Here is a 19,155-nt window from a genome sequence, read left to right as displayed (position 1 = left end):
AATGATCTTGCTATAGGAAATCACTGCGACGTGGTTCGCTGGAGAAGAGAATAGCGATGGATCTTCCAGTCCAAATTTTCACGGGCACAACGGTGGTCAACATAGTCCTCATTTGGCTGTCTGCAGCAGCGTTTCTCGTCGGGGCCATGGTCAACATGAGCGGCCATTCAAAAGTCCGCGCAGGCTTTGTGCAGCTTGGCTTTCCATTCTGGTGGTGCTGGGTCACTGGCGCGCTCGAACTCCTGACCGCAGTGCTGCTGGTTACAGCTGGCAGCCGATACATCGGCGTCGCCTTGGGCACCTGCATCATGCTCGCAGCGATCGCGGCTATTGTTCGCATCCGGAACTATCGAGAACTCCCGCCGCCAATGCTGTTCCTGCTGTTGTTGATGCTGGCCGGTGTCAGCGGCCATGTTTGAGCATCCGGCACCACAAGAGTTCATCACCCTGAGAGCCTGCATGGGTATTGCCAAATTGTTTGATCTTTCTGCGTGGGCTATTCGAGCTGGATGAATATCCCGTATCAAATGCCGCGTCTGAAAGGCTTTCGCTTTGCCCGTGAAATCATCGCCTATGCGGTGTGGGCTTATCATCGCTTTGCGCTCAGCACCGCCGACGTGGAAGACCTGCTCGCCGAACGCGGTGTCATTGTCAGCCGGGAAGCAATCCGGCTTTGGGTCAATCGTTTCGGCGGCATTTCGCAGATTGTGTTCGGCGAGATCGGCCTGCGCCTCGCGACGAGTGGCGCGTCGACGAGGTCGTGATCACGACACGAAAGCGACAGAAGATATTCGGGCAGTTCAGGTCACCCCGGCAAGCACAGAGATTCCTTGCTACCCACGACCAGATCAATCTGATCTTCCGCCCCCGCCGCCACAAAATCAACGCCGCGTCTTGCCGTCACGCCAGGACGGATGCGTTCGCCCTATGGTATGACTATACCGAAGAAATGACCGCTTGATCTCGATCCAACCGCTCAGCAGAAACTTGCTTCAAACAACTTGGCGATACCTTTATTCCAACATCGGCATCGTAGACATCGGAGGCCGTTGCCACCATGCCGTTCTTGATGACGAGATCAAACACATTCATCGACCACTTCCTACTCTGATCTCATTTGCTGCGCGGGCAGCCTCGACAACGGCAGCCCCGGTTTTACGGCTGTGATCCAACATCAGAAGTCCCGCCTGCGATGCGTCTCCTTTCACGATGGCATCGAAGATCGCCTGGTGTTCAGCAACGGACTCCTTCCATCGCTGCTCCGACATCAATGTTTCATGTCTGTTGTGGACCGATTGCTTGGTCATGGTCATATGCGTAGCTGTCAGCGCTGGGTTAGCCGCTAGTTCGACAATCAGCGCATGAAGCTTCTGGTTCGCCTTGAAATAGGCCTTCTGATTACGCTTCGCATAGGCTTCGCCCATCTGATCATGCAGGCGTTCGATCTCCGCGAGCGCCTTCGGCTTCATTCTGGAGACCGCGATCTCGATGGCATGTCGCTCGAGTGCACCGAGGACGTCGAACACATCCATCAGCTCCTCCGCCGAATACTGCCGGACCCGGGCACCGCGACCTGGCAGAAGTTCAAGCAAGCCCTCGGAGGCAAGCAATTTCACGGCCTCGCGCATGGGTGTTCGCGAAACGCCAATCGCCTGGGCGAGAGCGACTTCGTTCAGTCTCTCACCGGCAGGCAGGTCGCCCCGGCTGACCATCTCACGCAGCTTGTCGACTACGTGATGATGCAGCGAGGCGCGCTTTATGGCCACCGCATAAGGTGCTGCCGTCATCGGATCGTCTTCTTCGTCCATGGCCGTTTCCTTGAGCATGATTGTCCCACTTGGCCTCACTGATATCCAATTGAGCAGCAATTAGGCAAGTCAGTTTAATGGCTAAAATTAAAGCATCCTGACCATATTAAATGCATGGAGATAATTACATAAATAATGCACTTCGTAAAGATATATAATATTTTCAGATATTTATGACTTGGCATACTGCTTGCACGTCATGTCTTGTCCGCCACATCAGCAGAAGGTTTCGCCAACATGGCCAAAAGCAAATCCGCGATCGCTCGCATGCAAGCCTACCGCTCCCAAACATCCCTCCTGATCGCAGCGACCCTGTCGCTTGGTCTGCTTCACAGCTCCGCTCACGCAGAAACACCGAAAGACGTCCTGATCGAAGTCGCCGAGCATGGCCCAAACTCGCTCGATGCCATGGCGCCGGCCGCAAACGAATTCAGCCAGATGACCTCTTGGCAGATCTATGACCGACTGATCACCCACGGTACCAAGACGCTGCCCGATGGCAAGGTGATGTACGACGCAACCAAGATCGAGCCCGAGTTGGCAAAGAGCTGGGAGGTCCAGGATGGCGGCAAGACCCTGATCTTTCATCTACGTGAAGACGCCACCTTCCACGATGGCTCCCCCGTTACGGCTGACGACGTGAAATGGTCCTTCGACCGCGCCGTTTCGGTCGGCGGCTTTCCAACGGTTCAGATGGCAGCCGGCTCCCTGACCGATCCGAAGCAATTCTCCGTCGTTGATGCTCATACTTTCAAGATTACTCTCCCCGTAGCCGATAAGCTGACCCTGCCGGATCTGGCTGTTCCCGTTCCCTACGTCGTCAACAAGAAGCTTGCCCTGCAGCATGCGACAACTGACGACCCCTGGGCGCTGAAATGGACCTCGTTGAACGATGCCGGCGGCGGCCCGTTCAAGGTCGGCAGCTGGAAGAGCGGCGACCGGATCGTTTTCGACCGGTTCGACAACTGGAAGTCCGGCCCCACGCCGGCGCTGAAGCGCGTCGTCCTTCGCGAAATCACCTCTCCGGGAACCCGCCGCGCCCTGCTCGAAAAAGGAGACGTCGACGTCTCCGTCGGACTGCCGCCGAAGGACTATGCCGAGCTTGCCGCCGCCGGCAAGGTCAACGTCATTGGCACGCTGATGCAGAATGAGCAATTCAACGTCGACCTCAACGTCACGATGAAGCCTTTCGACGACAAGCGCGTCCGCCAGGCAATCGCCTATGCTCTTCCCTATGACAGCATCATGAAGCAGGCGCTCTACGAACGCGGCAGGCCGCTCTTCGGTGCCGACCCGACAACGCCCTTCCCACCGAAGTGGCCGGTGGCTTCCAAATACAATACCGACCTCGACAAGGCCAAGGCGCTGCTGAAGGATGCCGGCTATGCCGACGGCTTCAAGTCCGACCTTTACATAGACATGAGCCAGACGACGGTTCAGGAGCCGATGGCACTGCTAATCCAGGAGCAGTTGAAGAAGATCGGCATCTCCATCGAGATCCACAAGGTGCCCGGCTCCGAATGGTTCGCCAAGATGGGCTCGAAGAGCATGCCGATGGATATCAACTACTTCTACGGCTGGCTGGACTATCCAGAATACTTCTATTTCTGGACCTATGACGGCAAGAACAACAGCGTGTTCAATACGGCGAACTACTCCAATCCGGAACTTGACAAGCTGATCGAACAGGCGCGCTTCGAAAGCGATCCGACCGCCTACGATGCGATCATCACCAAGATGAACACCATTGCCATGGATGACGTGCCGCGCGTGCCCGTCGCCCATCTCTATTCGGACATCGCGATGCAGAAGAACGTCAAGGGTTACGTCTACTGGTTCCACACGCATCTCGACCTCAGGTCGATCTCGAAGGAATAGCAGGGAAGTCGGGGGCGGCCTGAACCGCGCCCCGGCATTCACCCCCGGATCGGCCAATCGCTTGGAGACGTGACGTGCGGAGACTGAGTTCATGAAAATGGCCCTGAGTTTTGCAAAGCGGATCGCGACCGCGATCCCGAGCATCATCGGCGTGGTCGTCGTCACATTCTTGTTGGCGCGGGCGCTGCCCGGCGACGCCGCCGCCTATTATGCCGGATCGTCCGCTACGCCCGAAAGCATTGCCCAGATCCGCAACGCGCTCGGGCTCGACAGGTCGCTCTGGTTTCAATTCGGCGACTATACCTCACGCCTTCTGCACGGCGATCTCGGCACTTCGCTTTCCAGCGGCCAGCCGGTGTTTCAAGACCTTGTGACGCGGCTGCCGGTATCGATCGAACTGACGCTCTGCGCGCTTGTCTTCGCAATGCTCATCGGATTGCCGCTCGGCATCGCGGCCGCGACGCGCCCGGGAAAGGCGATCGACCACCTCTGTCGCATCATCGTCTCGGTCGGTGCGGCCTTCCCGACCTTCTTCGTCGCCCTGGGACTGGTCTATGTCTTCTACTTCAGGCTCGGTATCGCGCCGGAACCTCTTGGCCGCCTGAATGACACCTACTTCTCGATACCGCCGACAGTGACCGGGCTTTACCTTATCGACACGCTGCTCGCCGGCGACATCCAGGCCTTCTGGGCCTCCCTGTCCCAGCTGATGCTGCCATCGATCTCACTCGGCCTGTTCGCGCTGGCGCCGATCGCTCGCATCGCCCGCGCCTCCATGTTGGCCTCGCTCTCCAGCGATTTCTGTCGCACTGCGCGTGCCATGGGGCTTTCTCGAGCCAGGATCGTCTACGGATACGGCCTGCGCAATGCGATGCTGCCCGTCGTCAATATCCTCGGCATGGTTTTTTCCTTCCTGCTCGGCGCCAATGTTCTAGTCGAGCAGGTCTTCGCTTGGCCAGGGATCGGCGCCTATGCCGTCAACGCCGTCATCACCTCGGATTACGCCGCTGTCCAGGGGTTCGTGCTGATGATGGCAATCCTCTACATCCTCCTCAACCTCGTGGTCGACCTTGCGGCGGCCGCGATCGATCCGAGGGTTCGCTACGATGGCTGACACTACCTCATCTAACATGCAGGCCAGCACCTTCTGGGGGGATGCCCGGCACATGGCGGGCGAGAACAAGCTGACGCTGGCCGCAGCGCTGATCCTGCTGCTGTTTGTCGTCGTTTCGCTGCTCGCACCCTGGCTCGTCCCCTACGATCCGCTGGCGGTGGATTCGGCCACAGCCCTGAAGGCGCCGAGCCTGGCGCATCCGTTCGGAACCGATGCGCTCGGCCGCGACATCCTCAGCCGCGTTGCCGTCGCCACGCGGCTCGACATCGGCATGGCCATCGGCGCAGTCGCCCTGTCTTTCATCTTCGGCACGGCGACCGGCGCGATTGCCGGCTATTTCGGCGGCTGGACGGATGCCATCATCGGCCGTTTCATGGATACGATCATGGCGTTCCCGCTCTTCGTCCTGGCGATGGGCATCGTTGCGGCATTGGGCAACAGCGTCGAGAACATCGTCCTGGCGACAGCCATCATCAACCTGCCGTTCTATAGCCGCTTCGCCCGGAGCGAGGTCAATGTCCGCCGCGACATGACCTTCGTCGAGGCGGCGAGAATGGGCGGCAACCGGCCGTTCCAGCTGCTGGCATTCCACATCGTGCCGAATATCCTGCCGACCATGATGGTCCAGGGATCCCTCAACCTCGGCTGGGCGATCCTCAACGCGGCTGGTCTTTCCTTCATCGGCCTGGGTGTCCGTCCGCCGACGCCGGAATGGGGGATCATGGTCTCGGAAGGTGCCTCATACATCTTCTCCGGCGAGTGGTGGACCTTCGTCTTCCCCGGTGCGGCACTAGTCATCACCGTCTTCTGTTTCAACCTGATCGGCGACGGCCTGAGAGATATTATCGACCCGAGGAGGCGGACATGAGCGTACCCTTGCTCTCCGTGGAGAACCTGAACGTCGACTTCCGGACCCGGTCCGGTACCGTAAAGGTTCTGAACGATATCAACTTCTCCCTTCCAAAGGGAGAGATCCTCGGGATCGTCGGCGAAAGCGGATCGGGCAAGTCCGTGCTTTCCTACGCCCTGATGGGCTTGCTTGACGACAGTGCCGAGATCAAGGCGGACAGGATAGAATTCGGGGGGATCGATCTGGCCGGCCCGGCCTCGCCGCTCGCATCCATTCGCGGTCGCGAACTATCGATGATCTTCCAAAGTCCGCGCACCGCTCTCAACCCGATCATGCGCGTCGGGCGGCAGATCGAGGATGTGCTGAGGCGGCACGGCCCAGTTTCCAGGGCGAACGCCAGGGCAGCCGCCATTGCCGCGCTTGCCCGTGTCCGCATTCCCGATCCCGAGCGACGCTATGAAGCCTATCCCTTCGAACTGTCCGGCGGTATGTGCCAGCGCGTGATGATCGCCATGGCGCTGTCATGCTCTCCTTCATTGCTGATCGCCGACGAGCCAACAACGGGACTCGACGTCACGACCCAGGCGGTTGTCATGGATCTGATCCGCGAACTTGTCCTGGAAACCAGAATGTCGGCCATCCTGATCACCCATGACCTTGCCCTCGCCGGGGAATATTGCGACCGTATCGCGGTGATGCATGCTGGCCATATTGTGGAAGTCGCGCCGGCCGATGAACTGCGCTCGAATTTCGCCCACCCCTATACAAAAGGGCTTTTTGCAGCGACGCCGACGGCCGAGTCGGAACTCGAGCACCTGGCGTCAATCCCAGGGAGCCTGCCCGATCTGCGGGGCGAGCTTCCACCGTGCAGATTCCTGCATCGCTGCGACCGGCGACAGCCGGCCTGCCAAACCGCGCCGATCCCGCTTCGCCCGATCGATGGTGATCACTCCGTCCGCTGCAGGCACCCGCTATGAGCGCTCCTTCCTTACCACTCGTTGAAATCGACGGCCTGTCAAAGCGCTACCCGGTCGGCACCTTCCGCCGGAAAATGCTTCATGCCGTCGACCACGTTAGTCTGACAATCTCTGAAGGCGAGTGCATCGGCCTTGTCGGTGAATCTGGTTGTGGAAAGTCGACGCTCGCCCGGGTGCTCGCCCGCCTGGTTGATCCGACGGAGGGCGAGATAAGGCTCTCCGGCGTCGAGGTCGGGAAAATGCCGGCAAAGGCGTTCGGCGGATCGCCTCTGCGACGGGACATCCAGGTCGTATTTCAGGATCCGACGGAAAGCCTCAATCCGGGCTTCACTGTATTTCAGGCGATCGCCGATCCTTTGAAGCGCCTGGTCGGTGGAACCGGCGAGGAGATTGCCGACAGGGTGCTTGCGGCATTGGACGATGTCGGCCTGCCGCGCGAATATGGCAGCCGCTATCCGCACCAGCTGTCGGGCGGCCAGAAGGCCCGCGTCGGCATCGCGCGGGCAATCGCCGTCAATCCGAAGCTTCTCGTTCTCGACGAACCGACATCGGCACTCGATGTTTCCGTTCAGTCGCTCATTCTCAATCTCCTGTCGAAACTGCAGAAGCAGCGAAACATGAGCTATCTCTTCGTGTCGCATGATCTCAACGTCGTCCGGCTTCTCTGCGACAAGATCGCGGTTATGTATCTCGGACGAATCGTCGAATTCGGCCCCTCAAAATCCGTCTACTTCAAGCCGCGCCATCCCTACACCCGGGCGCTGATCGATGCCATTCCTGATCCAGAACGGAAGAATTCCGCGCGCACAAAGCTCGAAGGTTCGGCCTCCAGCCCGATCGATCCGAACCCGAACGCATGCCGCTTCGCCGGTCGCTGCCCGGTGGAACTCCCGGTCTGCACGCAGTCCATGCCGACCCTGACACCAGGCAGCGACGGCAATCTGGTGGCTTGTCATCGCGCGGCTGAAGGCGATCCATCATGACCCGAATTCTGCTCCTCAACCCCAACACATCGACTGACGTAACGGACCTTCTGGTCCAGGCAGCAAGCCCCTTCCTCTCAGCCGGATCGACGCTCATTCCCGTGACCGCGCCCCGTGGCGTTCCCTATATCGCCACACGGGCGGAAGCCGCGATCGCATCGGGCATTGTTCTGGATGTCCTGGCGGAACGGGAAGGCACCTTCGATGTCGCCATCGTCGCCGCGTTCGGCGATCCGGGCCTCGGCGGCGCACGGGAATTGATGCCGGTGCCGGTGATCGGCCTTGCCGAAGCCGCCATGCTTAGCGCCTGCATGCTCGGCCAGCGCTTCTCGATCGTGTCCTTTTCGCGCGCGCTCGGACCGTGGTTTCGCGAATGCGTGGCAATACACGGCCTGCTCGACAGGCTGGCGAGCATCCGGCTTCTCGACGGACCATTCGCATCGCTGGCCAATGTACAAGACGAGAAGGAAGGGCTGCTGATCGAGCTGGCGCGCAGGGCCATTGAAGACGATGGCGCCGACGCCATCATCCTTGCCGGTGCGCCACTCGCCGGCCTTGCGGCACGCGTCCGCGACCGAATTCCGGTGCCGGTGGTGGAATCCGTCGTCGCCGCCGTCAAGCAGGCCGAGCTTCTCGTTATCCTCAATTCGAAAAAGGCGTCCGCCGGCAGCTTTCGCCGCCCGGACCCGAAACCATCCATCGGCCTTTCGCCAGCGCTCGAGCGTTCGCTGTTGGCAGGCACGTCCCCGGCATCGCAACGGCACGAAAAACTTTCATAGCAGGAGGACCCCATGCTTATCGAAGAATACCCGACCTTGTCGGCCCGTGAGATCGCGACGCGTGTTTCTTCCGGCGCGGTCTCCGCCCTCGAGATACTGGACGCCGCCTTCGCGGCACTCGACAAGGTCGAACCAGAAATCCATGCCTTCGCGACGCTTGCTCGCGAGGAAGCCTATGCGACGGCCGCCGCGCTCGATGACAGGATCGCCCGCGGGGAACCGGTCGGCGCGCTTGCAGGTGTCCCGGTGGCAATCAAGGATCTGGTTCTGACGAAAGGGATACGAACCACCTTTGGATCCAACCTTTATGCCGACTATATCCCCGATGCCGATGACATCGTCGTCGAACGGCTGAGGGCGGCCGATGCCATCATTCTCGGAAAGACGAATGTCTCGGAGTTCGGCTTTGGCGCGCATGGCAACAATCTGCTGTTTCCTGCCACCGGCAATCCATGGAACACCGAACGATCTCCAGGCGGCTCCAGCGCAGGCTCGGCGGCAGCCGTAGCGGCCGGTGTCTGCCCGATCGCCATCGGCAGCGATGGCGGAGGCTCCGTGCGTCTGCCAGCAGCCCTGTCCGGCCTGGTCGGCATAAAGGCGGCGATGGGCCGCGTACCCCTGTGGCCGGGATGTCGCGACATTTCGCTTCCAGGCGTCTCGGGCTGGGAATCGATCGAGCATATCGGCCCCATCGCCCGTGACGTTGCAGACGCAGCGCTCATGCTCTCCGTTATCGCCGGTCCCGATCCTCGCGACCGCTGGTCCATACCTTGTGCTGATCTCGACTGGACCAGCATCGCCTCGCTACCCCGCGGCGCGAAGGTGCTCTACTGGCCGACCTGGCATGACCGGGCGATCGAACAGGCACTGAAGGCCGCGACGGACAAGGCAGTCGCGCTGGTTGCCGAGGCCTGCGGACTGGAATTGGTGGTCGGCGCTCCGCCTGGAATTGATGTCCACGCAACGTTCAAAGCCATGGTCGCTCTCGAAACCGACCTGAACGGCATGCGCAAACTTCTCACCGAGAAGTCGCTTCCAGTCTCTAAAGCGGTCACGGATCTGCTTGCCGAGTCACGGCCTTTCGAGGATGCCACGGATGCCATCACCGCCCGTAAGGCCTTCGTCGATGAAATAGCAAAGGTGATGAGCGGCTGCGATTTCATTTTGACGCCTACGCTTTCTGTCACAGCCTTCGGAAAAGACCAGGACGGTCCTGCCGCAATCGACGGCAAGCCTATCGCTCCCTACGAATGGTGCCCCTTTACCTCACCCTTCAACCTGACCGGCCAGCCGGCTGCCAGCGTACCGTGCGGTCTCGTCAATGGCCTGCCTGTCGGCCTACAAATCATCGGTCCCCATCTCGGCGATGCGAAAGTGCTTTCAGCGGCTGCAGCCTTTGAAGCCGTTCTGCCGAAACTTGGCCGTCCACCCATCCATGCATAATCAAACTTACAATCAGGAAACACCCGTGAAACCGCTTCGCATCGGGATGCTGACGCCATCCTCCAACACCGTTCTCGAACCTGTAACAATGCAGATGCTTCAGAATCTGCCCGATGTTACGGCGCATTTCTCCCGGTTCCGGGTGACCGCGATCGGGCTTGACGCCGCGCTTCTCAGCCAGTTCGACGACCGCCCGATGATGACGGCTGCAGAACTGCTTGCCGATGCCAAGGTTGATGTCATCGTCTGGAACGGCACCAGTGCCGGCTGGCTCGGCCTCGATAGCGATCGTCGCTTGTGTGAACGCATCACCAAGGCAACGGGCGTGAAGGCGTCGACATCGGTGCTTGCCCTCTTCGACGTAATGCGTAAGCGAAATGAGACCAGGATCGGACTGGTCTCCCCATATACCGACGACGTCCAGGCTGCGATCGTGAAGTCCTTCGCAAATGAAGGTGTAGACATCATCTGCGAAAGGCATCTGGGTATCAGAGACAACTTCAGCTTCAGTCAGGTTTCGCCCCAGGTGATTACCAGCATGGTTGCCGATCTCGCAGCCGCGCAGCCGGACTCGATCGCAGTCTTCTGCACCAATCTCGCCGGCGCCCCCCTCGTCGATCAGCTTGAAAAGACCTGCGACATCGCGATCCATGACAGCGTGGCGACGGCGATCTACGGTGCTTTGTCGGCAGTCGAGTACGACCGCACACGCATTTCCGGTTTTGGCAAGATGTTCTCTGGCAGACCCTAGCGGGGGCATGGTTGGAGTTCAAGGTCAATAGCGGGAAATACGGACGCCAGACAGTCTCAAAATTCAGGGTTCACGGCCGCGTTTCAAAGGGCCCAACGGCGAGCGCCCTGTCGATTTCAGCTCCAGGAACATCCGCTTGACACTTGGCCGCTTGGACGAAAGCTCAGACGCCTCTTTCGCGGCTTTTTTTGCGAGTTCAAAATCCAAGTCGGGTGACATTTTCGAAAATTCTTCTGGAACTGAAAGGATGGACTGCTGGTCACCAGGAAAAGCAAGGCCCATGCCATTAAACACAAATCCCCACTAATGTCTGTGACCTGGAACTACGGCTGTGCACAATGATTTTCAGCGCATCAGCCGTCGGCCGCTTCAAACCGAATTTTTTGCGCTCCTTCCCAGAGAGTGAGCCGACCGAGCTCGGCAAGCTTCTCAAGATTGGATGTGACAGTGATGAAATGATTTCCGGCGAGCTGCCCCATCTTTGACGAGAAATCAACGCCGCCATAGGCAAGCAGGACTTCTGTTTCGCTGATGCCGCCGGGATAAAGAATGATCTGGCCGGGGGCAGGGTGGCTGGTATGGTTCTCGTAAGATACACCGAAATCTCGCTCCCCGAGCGGAATCCACACGCCCTCACCCGACCAGCGTACGTGTACGATTTTTCCTTCGAAAGGCATCTCCTTCAGGAAGGCCTCGCAGGTCTTGGGCGCCTTCGCCGTCTCCAGCATGGCATCGAATTCAAACGGGCCGGCAGTGATCTTCAGCTTCATTCCACTCTCTCTTGCTTCGGTTGTCTCTATTGTGGTCGGTTCCGGTTTAGGCGGTGCGGTTTCCGCCGCACGTGAGCATCCATCAATGCCGGAGTATCTTGCCGAGGAAGGCTTCCGTTCTCGGATTGTGACTAGCGGTGAAGAATTCTTCACTCGGCCGATCCTCGACGATCTCGCCTTGATCGATGAAGATGACGCGGGTGGCCACGCGGCGGGCAAAGCCCATCTCATGGGTCACCACCATCATCGTCATTCCGTCTCTTGCCAGGCCTGTCATGACGTCAAGCACTTCAGACACCATTTCCGGGTCAAGCGCGGACGTCGGCTCGTCGAACAGCATCGCGAGAGGGTCCATGGCGAGCGCGCGCGCAATGGCCACGCGCTGCTGCTGGCCACCGGAAAGCTGGCTCGGAAACTTCTTCGCATGATCGATCAGGCCGACACGATCAAGCAGTTGCATGGCCTTGGCTTCGGCCATCGTCGGGCTGCGTCCGAGCACAATCTTCTGCGCCAGCATGATGTTGTCGAGGATGCTGAGATGCGCGAAGAGTTCGAAATTCTGGAAGACCATGCCGATGCGCGTGCGCAGGTTCGGCAGATCTGTTTTCGGATCGCCCACCTCGATCCCGTGCACCTGGATGGACCCCTCCTGGAAGGGCTCCAAGCCGTTGACGCATTTGATCAAGGTCGACTTGCCCGAACCGGATGGGCCGCACACCACGACGATCTCGCCGCGCTCAACCTTGACGCTGCAGTTCTTCAGGACCTGAGAGGTGCCGTAGAATTTGGAGACGCCATTGATCTCGATCATGAGCGGCCTTTCGTAAAACGAGTGATGGAAAAGGGTTGCAGCGCCCTGCCGGTCTCGCGGCCAAGGACGATCTGGGCGGTAAGCTGGCCGACCAGGGGGCCGAGCGTATAGCCGTTGGAGGTCACGGCGTTGAAAAAGCCGGGTTGCAGCGGATGTTCGCCGAGGATCGGCGCGCCATCGATATTGATGTTCATGGCAGCCCAGCTGCGGATGATATGCAGCTTGCGCAGCGCCGGAACCACATGCTGGGCCACCCAGAGATTACCCTCGAGGCCAGACAGCAGCGGCCGGGGATGCTGATGCACCGGATCAAGACCAGCCGTCCAGCCGCCGCCGATGATGAAGTTGCCGTTGCTTGCCTGCTTCAATGTCAGATGGCGATCGGCATGAGCAACGAGGCAGGTTATCAATGGGGCAGCCGCCTCCGTGACGACCATCTGCAGCGGTGCGCCGAAGACGGGAATGTCGAGGCCGAGCATAGCACCGATGCGCGAAGAAAAGGCACCGGCCGCATTGACGATGCGTTTCGCCCTGATGATGCCGCGCGATGTCGCCACCTCGAAACCGGACGCGACCGCCGCAATGGCGGCAACCTCGCATTTTTCGATGAGGCGCGCACTTTTTGCGCGCGCGGCTTCGAGGATATGTTGGGTGGCAACGAGCGGATTGATCTTGCCCTCCTGCGGACAATAGGCGGCGCCAAGGAAGGCCGGCGATAGTCCCGGCTCCAGAGTGCGCAACTCGTCTCGATCGATCAGCCGGCAATCAATGCCGGCGCGCTGCTCGACAGCGACCTTTTCGGCAAGAAAACGCATATGCGCCTCGGTCTCGGCAACCATCAGGCCACCGGTTACCTTCATCTCGAAATCGCGACCAAGCTCCTGCTGCAAGGCGGCCCAAAGGGCGATGGAATCCCGCTGCAGAGGCAGCGTTTGCGCCGCCGGCCCACCGCCGCCTTCCGCGCGCACGCCATGGTCGAAGGATAGAAGCTGCGCATGCAGGCTGCCGGCATTTCCGCCGGAGGCAAGCGAATTGACAAAGCCACGCTCGACAACCGCAACCTCCTCGCCTTCCCGCGCAAGGAAAAGCGCCGTCGACAGACCGGCGATCCCTGCCCCGATCACCAAGGTCGATGTTTGCGAGAACGGCAGAGGCTCGGCCGACTGCAATGGCTGCTTCTCGGGCAGCATGGCCCGCCTGTGTCCTCCCCATTCGGGCTTTTCAACGGCAAGGGCGGCCAGAGGAATGGGACGCAATGGCATTTGCGGCGCCAGAAACCCGTGGGTCTCTCCAGTGCTGTGTCTCTCATCTGCGATCTTAGCCAGCATATGACCACAGTAGCGGCTTTGGCAGCGCCCCATCCCAGCACGCGAAAGTCGCTTCAACGTGGCGATATCCGCTGCGCCCTTCGTAATGATCGCCTTTAGCGTACCGGCCGTTATACCTTCACAGCGACAGATGATCGTCTCGTCGGTAAACGCCTCGTCTCGATCAACGGTTGTCGGCTTGAAAGTCGTCCAGAGACTGGCCTGGAAGGCGCGATGGCGGGCAAGCCTGCGTTCGGCTTCACGATCAGGTGTGCCGCCAAGACCCAGTTTGCGCGCGACCGCGAGCCCGGCCAGCCGGCCTTGTGCTCTGGCGATATGAGCGCCACCGAAACGCGCGGCCTCGCCAACGACGTGGATGTGAGAAAGCGTAGTCTCGCCATCGTCGCCACTCGTAACCACCAGCTCGCCGCCGGCAACTTCGTGACCGCAACCGAGGAGACGGGAAAGCTCATTCGAGGAAGCAAAGCCGCCGCCGATAAGGACGGTATCGGCATGCAGCTTCCTGTCACCCGTTGGGCCGGATATGGTGACTGCCTCGACGCGAGCGGAACCATGGATTGAAATGATCTTGCTTTCCCAATGGAGCGAGATGCCGGCCGCCTGCAAAGCCGCGAGCTGCCGCGCGCCGTAAACGGCAAGGCCGCCACCTAGCTTCAGCAAGCTCAAAGCCTCGAAAGGCTTCGACCACGGCGACGCTGCGGCTTCAACCAAAGCCATCACCGTGCCGCCCGCCCTGTGGATCTCATTGGCGACCTGGATATTGAGGGGACCGTTACCGGCGATAAGGATCCTGCCGCGAGGCACTGTGCCGTAGCTTCTGAGGAGGGTTTGCGCTGCCCCGGTGGTCATGACGCCTGCATGCGTCCAGCCCGGCACCGGGTACGGCCGCTCGTAGGCACCGGTTGCGATCACAATCATGCGAGGCTTGCAATAGAATGCGTCCGAGGGGTTGTAGCAGGCAATGATGGCGCCGCCTTCACCGTTTTCAGCGCCCCAGACAACCGTTTCCCCGATCAAGGTCACTCCTGCCTCTCCGGCAGTTCGGATCAGATCCAGTCCTTCACGGGCCTGTGCATCATGTTTCAACCGCGCCGCAGCCGATGACGTCGCAGGCTGCTTATAGTATTGGCCGCCTGCAATCCTGCGTTCATCAACGATCGTGACCTTCGCACCGGCGCTTGCAGCCGCTTCCGCAGCGGCAAGGCCGGCCGGCCCCGCGCCGATGACCAGCAAATCCATCTCGATGGTTGCGATAGACTTCGGGACATTACAGAGATCTGCAATTTCCCCGGACGCGATAGCCGGCCGCGAAGATGGCCTGTGGACGTTCATGCCAGCCGTAACGGCCGTCATGCAGGCACGCTGACTAACCTTACCGTCGACGGTCACGAGACAATCATGACAGGCGCCCATCCCGCAAAAAAGCCCGCGCGCCTCGCCTTTCAATCCGCGTGAGAAACCATGCTGCCCACTGGCCTCGATCGCCGCAGCAATCGTCATGCCACGCTCGGCATGAAGAGAACGGCCATCGACGAAGAATTCGATGGTGGACTCTGCTGCGGATCGAGGAGCGGGTGACACGAACGGCATCCTCAGGCGTCGAATTTCAGGCCGAAATCCTGAACCAGTTTTTTCATGGCTGCATCCTGTTCGGCAGGTAAAGGCAGACGGGGCGGACGCGGCGCACCGGCGCCAAAACCCATGTGCCGCAACAACGATTTCGAACCGGCGACATAGGCCTGCCCGCCGACCGCCTGAATGATCGGCAGCCAGTGCAGATAAAGGGCGCGGGCCTCGTCGATCTTCTTTTCGTCGGCCACAAGCTCGAAAATGCGTGCCATCGGCCCTGGTGCAATATTGGAGGCGACCGCCACCCAGCCCTGGGCGCCCATGACGAAGGATTCGAAGCCGAGAATGCCGCCGAAGACCGTCATATTGTCGCCGGTAAGCCGGATGATATCACGCACCCGCGTCACCTCCAGCGTCGACTCCTTGATGTAGTCGCAGCCGTCGATTTCGGCGATGCGCTCGACGAGCTGCGGCCTCAAGTCGACGTTGGCCGTTGCGGGATTGTTGTAGACCATGATCGGAATGGAGATCGCCGACGCAATGGCGCGATAGTGATGCACCAGTTCGTCGTCGGTCGGGGTCGAATAGAAGGGTGGAATAATCATCACGCCGTCGGCGCCCATCGCTTCTGCCTTACGGCTCAGACGAACGCATTCGCGCGTGTCCTCGGCACCGGCGCCGATCAGAACCGGCACACGGCCGGCGACGGTTTCGATCACCGTCCGTGCAACGCCATCGCGCTCGTCTTCGCTGAGCGAGAGAAACTCTCCTGTCGACCCCAACGGTATCAATCCGTGGATGCCTTGGCGAACCTGCCAATCGGTGAAGGCGGCAAGCGCCTTCAGATCCACCGCGCCATGCTCGTCCAGCGGAGTGATCATCACGGTATAGACACCGCGAAATTTCTTGGTCATGTCGATTATCCTGGTTCTAGCGCTTTTCCGTCATGGACAGTCGGGAGTCTGCCTGACCGAAGCGTTTCTCGATGTGGCGCTGGAAAAAGTCCCAGAGCGTGGTCAAAAGGAGGTAGTAGATGGCAGCTACCGAAAAGAGCTCCAGCACCATGAAGCGTTCCTGGATGAGGACCTGGGTGCGGCGCAACAGTTCTTCCATCGAGATGACCGAGGTCACCGAGGTCGTTTTGAGAAGGCCGTTGACCGAATTTCCGAGCGGCGGAATGATCACCTTGAATGCCTGCGGCATGACGATATGACGCATGATCTGACGCTCGGTCATGCCGAGCGCGCGTGCAGCCCTCGCCTGCCCTTCGGGGACGGCTTCGATGCCGGCGCGAATGATCTCGGCCAGATAGGCCGCCTCGTTGAGCGCCAGTCCGATCAGCGCCGCCTCGACAACCGAAAAGCGGATGCCGAACTGCGGCAATGCCGTGTAGATGGCGATCAGTTGGACGAGCAACGGCGTGCCGCGAAACAACCAGATATACGCCTTGGCAACCAGCTGAACCAAACGTCCTCGCGAACGCCGCATCAACGCCAGGGCAAATCCCAGGATCAAGCCGGCACTCAGCGAGACGACCGTCAGCCATATGGTGGTGAAGACACCCCCGAGAATGAAGGGGTTGAAGAGGTATCCGAAGAAACCCGACCAGCTCCAGAGCTGCATGAGCGTAACCTTCCGTTCGAAGCGCGCGGCCAACCCGCGCGCAACCGTTCCAATGGACCGATCAATCCGATCAGCGACCAGGACCCTTTACGGAATAGTCACCCGCCACCATGGGCAAGCCATATTTGTCGAACAACGTCTTCAGCGAACCATCGGCCTTCATCTCCTTCAGCGTCGCGGAAACGGCATCGGCAAGCTTGGAGCTCTTGAAAGCAAGAGCGACAGGGGCGGGATAGAGGCCGCTCAGGGCGCGCTTGAAGTCACCACGGGCATCGTAGTCCTTTGCAACGGCATCGATCGAGACCACGCCTTGAACCTGACCGGCGCGAAGCGCCTGATAAGCAAGGGCGAAATTGTCGAAGGTCTGGATCGTCAAGCCCTGCTTGCCCGCATCGCGCAGCTCCTTGTCGAGCAGCCGCGTCTTGGTTTCCTCGAAACCGCCGATTTCCACGCCGATCGTCATGCCGGCCAGATCGTCCTTGCCGGTGATCTTCTTGTCGTAACCCGGCGCGACGGACACGCTGATCGCCTGATCCTCGTAGGGGATCATCTGCATGATCTTGGCGCGTTCCTCGGTGAAGAAGATGCCGGTGTCGATCATATCCCAGCGCCCCGATTGCAGGCCCGGCACCATGGCCGAGAACTCGATGCGGATATATTCGGGCTCAAGGCAGAGGCGTTTAGCAATCTCGGTGCCAAGTTCGATGCGCATGCCTTTCAGATCGCCGCTGGAATCGACGAATTGCAGGGGCGGCAGCGTCGGGTTCGTCGACATGACAAGTTTACCGGGAGCGATCAAATCGCCTGCCGCAACCTTCGGCGTGCAGGACTGAGCGAAAGCGACTGACGTCGTCAAGGATAGAAGCGAAGCGGCGAGCAGGCCGCGTGACGTTGAAAATCGAAACATGCTGACCTCTGGAGTTATTTTTTGTTGTGCCCAGACACTTGCATTCATCTGGGATCCCAGTTTTATACAACACTTTCCCCTCGATGCAAGAGATGACTCGATTGCCGTCAGAAATTTGTGAGAACGCCTTGACGAACCGCTTCGAGATGACGTGTCATCGCCTGACGCGCCGCCTCAGGATCGCCGTCCGCCAAGGCGGCGAGAATGCCACGATGTTCGGCAACGCCGGGTTTTGCGCGCACGACGGCCATCTGCCGCTCGAAGATCGTGGTATAGCGGCGCATTTCGCTGATCGTTGCCGCCATGAAACCATTGCCGCTCGCATCGGCGACCGACATGTGCAAGGCGTCGTCGAATTGCCAGACAAATTCCGGATCCGGCTCGGCATCGACCTCAATCGCATCGAGCATCGCTTCCAGCGAATGCAATGTCGCCGCCGGCATGCGCCCCGCCGCTGCAGCCGCCGCGCTCGGTTCCAGCAGCATCCGCATCGCAAGACTGTCGAGATAGTCCTTCAGGGAGATGACACGGACGCACAACACGCCCTTGTCGTTCCGAACAAGCAACCCCTCGCCTTCAAGACGACCCAGAGCATGGCGCATCGGCGAGCGGGATACCGCATATCGGGTCGCCAGCCGCCTTTGCTGCACCACCGATCCGCCTGCAAGCCGAGCCGAGAGAATTTCCGCCAAAAGCAGCCGATAGGTTTCCTCAGCCAAGCTTTCTTCGGCCGCATCGTCCATCCGGTCGTCCATGTATCCCCTTTTTGCTTCTTCATGAGTTCGGCTATCATATGTAACACCAATTGCGCCAAGGAAAGCCGTTCGTTGCCAGCGATGTCGGCTATGCGCAGAGCGAGGAAAAGGTGAGCGACATTTCAACCCTGCAAGATGCCACATCGATTAGCGGACAGCACAATCTCGCCTCGCTCGCATACAAGGCCGTGTCGGACATGATCCGTCATCGCCGGCTGAAGGGCGGCCAGGTAATCGTCGAGGCGAAGCTTGCCGAGGCCCTGGGCATCTCTCGCACCCCCTTGCGCGAAGCCCTGCAGCGGCTGGAAGGTGAAGGCTCGGTACGCAAGGGAGACGGCCGCAACTACGTTGTTCGCCGTGTCGATATTGGCGAATATCTGCAGAGCCTGCGCCTGAGACTTTTGATTGAACCTGAAGCAGCCGTGTTGGCAATCCCCAACATCCCCCGGCGGCAACTGATCGTCGTCAGGCGTGAAATCAACGATCTTCTCGACGCAACCGCTTATCACACGGATGCCCATTGGGTATCGGACGACAATCTGCACAATCTCATCATCGATTATTGCGCCAACGCCGTTATGGCCAAGGTCTTGCGGGAACTGCGCGCCACCACGCGCCTGTTCGAGATCGATCGGCTGAAAGACCGGCTGAAGCCGGATTCGACGGAACATCTGCTTATCATTGATGCGCTGGAACGCGGCGATCTCCAGCAGACGCGCCTCGCCGTGGCCGACCACATTGAAAGCTTGATCAATTTCGCTCGAGAGCAATTGGAATGACTAATGCTGGCTCTGATGCAAAAATTCGGT

Annotated in this window: 19 protein-coding genes and 1 pseudogene; 11 read left to right on the top strand and 9 right to left on the bottom strand. The window is 59.8% G+C overall.

Annotation, left to right across the window (positions count from 1 at the left end; translation table 11 throughout):
• Window positions 1-56 precede the first annotated feature (56 nt).
• Window positions 57-419 carry a DoxX family protein gene (locus RTCIAT899_RS22470; protein ID WP_015342094.1) on the top strand — a complete coding sequence of 121 codons (363 nt, stop codon included), beginning with the start codon at window positions 57-59 and terminating at the stop codon, window positions 417-419.
• A 90-nt stretch (window positions 420-509) separates the two neighbouring features.
• Window positions 510-961, top strand: a pseudogene (locus tag RTCIAT899_RS22465) (hypothetical protein).
• On the opposite strand, the gene RTCIAT899_RS33555 reads toward RTCIAT899_RS22465, so the two are convergent.
• Together RTCIAT899_RS33555 and RTCIAT899_RS22460 are read right to left on the bottom strand one after the other, a co-directional pair.
• Window positions 937-1,092, bottom strand: coding sequence for a hypothetical protein (locus tag RTCIAT899_RS33555; RefSeq protein WP_154660806.1), 156 nt, complete (start codon window positions 1,090-1,092; stop codon window positions 937-939). The pseudogene RTCIAT899_RS22465 and the gene RTCIAT899_RS33555 sit on opposite strands and share 25 nt — an antisense overlap.
• Window positions 1,089-1,808, bottom strand: a complete 720-nt coding sequence (locus tag RTCIAT899_RS22460; protein WP_041678304.1) for a GntR family transcriptional regulator — start codon at window positions 1,806-1,808, stop codon at window positions 1,089-1,091. The genes RTCIAT899_RS33555 and RTCIAT899_RS22460 overlap by 4 nt, the downstream gene beginning before the upstream one ends.
• Before the next feature lie 237 nt (window positions 1,809-2,045).
• Between RTCIAT899_RS22460 and RTCIAT899_RS22455 the strand changes: the two genes are divergently transcribed.
• From RTCIAT899_RS22455 to RTCIAT899_RS22420, 8 genes are all read left to right on the top strand, one after another.
• Window positions 2,046-3,686: an ABC transporter substrate-binding protein gene (locus RTCIAT899_RS22455; protein WP_015342092.1), complete on the top strand. Its 1,641-nt coding sequence runs from the start codon at window positions 2,046-2,048 to the stop codon at window positions 3,684-3,686.
• 97 nt (window positions 3,687-3,783) lie between these two features.
• Complete coding sequence (locus tag RTCIAT899_RS22450; RefSeq protein ID WP_041678303.1) at window positions 3,784-4,800, top strand: ABC transporter permease; 1,017 nt, start codon at window positions 3,784-3,786, stop codon at window positions 4,798-4,800.
• Entirely contained in the window at window positions 4,793-5,668 is an 876-nt protein-coding gene (locus tag RTCIAT899_RS22445) for an ABC transporter permease (protein WP_041678094.1), read from the top strand. Before RTCIAT899_RS22450 ends, RTCIAT899_RS22445 begins: the two co-directional genes overlap by 8 nt.
• Window positions 5,665-6,627, top strand: a complete 963-nt coding sequence (locus tag RTCIAT899_RS22440) for an ABC transporter ATP-binding protein (RefSeq protein ID WP_015342089.1) — start codon at window positions 5,665-5,667, stop codon at window positions 6,625-6,627. Before RTCIAT899_RS22445 ends, RTCIAT899_RS22440 begins: the two co-directional genes overlap by 4 nt.
• Window positions 6,624-7,610 carry an ABC transporter ATP-binding protein gene (locus RTCIAT899_RS22435; protein ID WP_015342088.1) on the top strand — a complete coding sequence of 329 codons (987 nt, stop codon included), beginning with the start codon at window positions 6,624-6,626 and terminating at the stop codon, window positions 7,608-7,610. Before RTCIAT899_RS22440 ends, RTCIAT899_RS22435 begins: the two co-directional genes overlap by 4 nt.
• Window positions 7,607-8,389 (top strand): aspartate/glutamate racemase family protein, encoded by a 783-nt coding sequence (locus RTCIAT899_RS22430; protein ID WP_015342087.1) that lies wholly within the window; start codon window positions 7,607-7,609, stop codon window positions 8,387-8,389. The genes RTCIAT899_RS22435 and RTCIAT899_RS22430 overlap by 4 nt, the downstream gene beginning before the upstream one ends.
• 12 nt (window positions 8,390-8,401) lie before the next feature.
• A complete protein-coding gene (locus tag RTCIAT899_RS22425; RefSeq protein WP_015342086.1) occupies window positions 8,402-9,832 on the top strand; it encodes an amidase in 1,431 nt (476 codons plus the stop codon).
• A gap of 25 nt (window positions 9,833-9,857) precedes the next feature.
• Window positions 9,858-10,583 (top strand): maleate cis-trans isomerase family protein, encoded by a 726-nt coding sequence (locus RTCIAT899_RS22420; protein WP_015342085.1) that lies wholly within the window; start codon window positions 9,858-9,860, stop codon window positions 10,581-10,583.
• Between the two features lie 353 nt (window positions 10,584-10,936).
• Here RTCIAT899_RS22420 and RTCIAT899_RS22415 read toward each other — a convergent pair whose 3' ends face one another.
• The 7 genes from RTCIAT899_RS22415 to RTCIAT899_RS22385 all read right to left on the bottom strand — a co-directional run bounded on the left by RTCIAT899_RS22415 (window position 10,937) and on the right by RTCIAT899_RS22385 (window position 18,346).
• Window positions 10,937-11,353 (bottom strand): DUF3830 family protein, encoded by a 417-nt coding sequence (locus RTCIAT899_RS22415; protein ID WP_015342083.1) that lies wholly within the window; start codon window positions 11,351-11,353, stop codon window positions 10,937-10,939.
• Between the two features lie 82 nt (window positions 11,354-11,435).
• A complete protein-coding gene (locus tag RTCIAT899_RS22410) occupies window positions 11,436-12,164 on the bottom strand; it encodes an amino acid ABC transporter ATP-binding protein (protein WP_015342082.1) in 729 nt (242 codons plus the stop codon).
• A complete protein-coding gene (locus tag RTCIAT899_RS22405) occupies window positions 12,161-15,082 on the bottom strand; it encodes an FAD-dependent oxidoreductase (protein WP_041678093.1) in 2,922 nt (973 codons plus the stop codon). The genes RTCIAT899_RS22410 and RTCIAT899_RS22405 overlap by 4 nt, the downstream gene beginning before the upstream one ends.
• Window positions 15,083-15,084: 2 nt before the next feature.
• Window positions 15,085-15,975, bottom strand: coding sequence for a dihydrodipicolinate synthase family protein (locus RTCIAT899_RS22400; protein ID WP_015342080.1), 891 nt, complete (start codon window positions 15,973-15,975; stop codon window positions 15,085-15,087).
• 16 nt (window positions 15,976-15,991) lie between these two features.
• Complete coding sequence (locus RTCIAT899_RS22395) at window positions 15,992-16,684, bottom strand: amino acid ABC transporter permease (RefSeq protein WP_015342079.1); 693 nt, start codon at window positions 16,682-16,684, stop codon at window positions 15,992-15,994.
• Window positions 16,685-16,754: 70 nt separating this feature from the next.
• Window positions 16,755-17,591, bottom strand: a complete 837-nt coding sequence (locus RTCIAT899_RS22390) for an ABC transporter substrate-binding protein (RefSeq protein ID WP_041678092.1) — start codon at window positions 17,589-17,591, stop codon at window positions 16,755-16,757.
• A gap of 107 nt (window positions 17,592-17,698) precedes the next feature.
• Window positions 17,699-18,346, bottom strand: coding sequence for a GntR family transcriptional regulator (locus RTCIAT899_RS22385; RefSeq protein WP_041678091.1), 648 nt, complete (start codon window positions 18,344-18,346; stop codon window positions 17,699-17,701).
• Between the two features lie 110 nt (window positions 18,347-18,456).
• Here RTCIAT899_RS22385 and RTCIAT899_RS22380 point away from each other — a divergent pair, with 110 nt between their 5' ends.
• The gene (locus RTCIAT899_RS22380) at window positions 18,457-19,125 is read left to right on the top strand and encodes a GntR family transcriptional regulator (protein WP_051043374.1); all 669 of its coding nucleotides are present in this window, start codon (window positions 18,457-18,459) and stop codon (window positions 19,123-19,125) included.
• The last annotated feature ends 30 nt before the right edge of the window (window positions 19,126-19,155 follow it).

The organism is Rhizobium tropici CIAT 899 (assembly GCF_000330885.1).
Lineage (GTDB): Bacteria > Pseudomonadota > Alphaproteobacteria > Rhizobiales > Rhizobiaceae > Rhizobium > Rhizobium tropici.
This window is presented reverse-complemented; position numbering and strand designations above follow the sequence as displayed.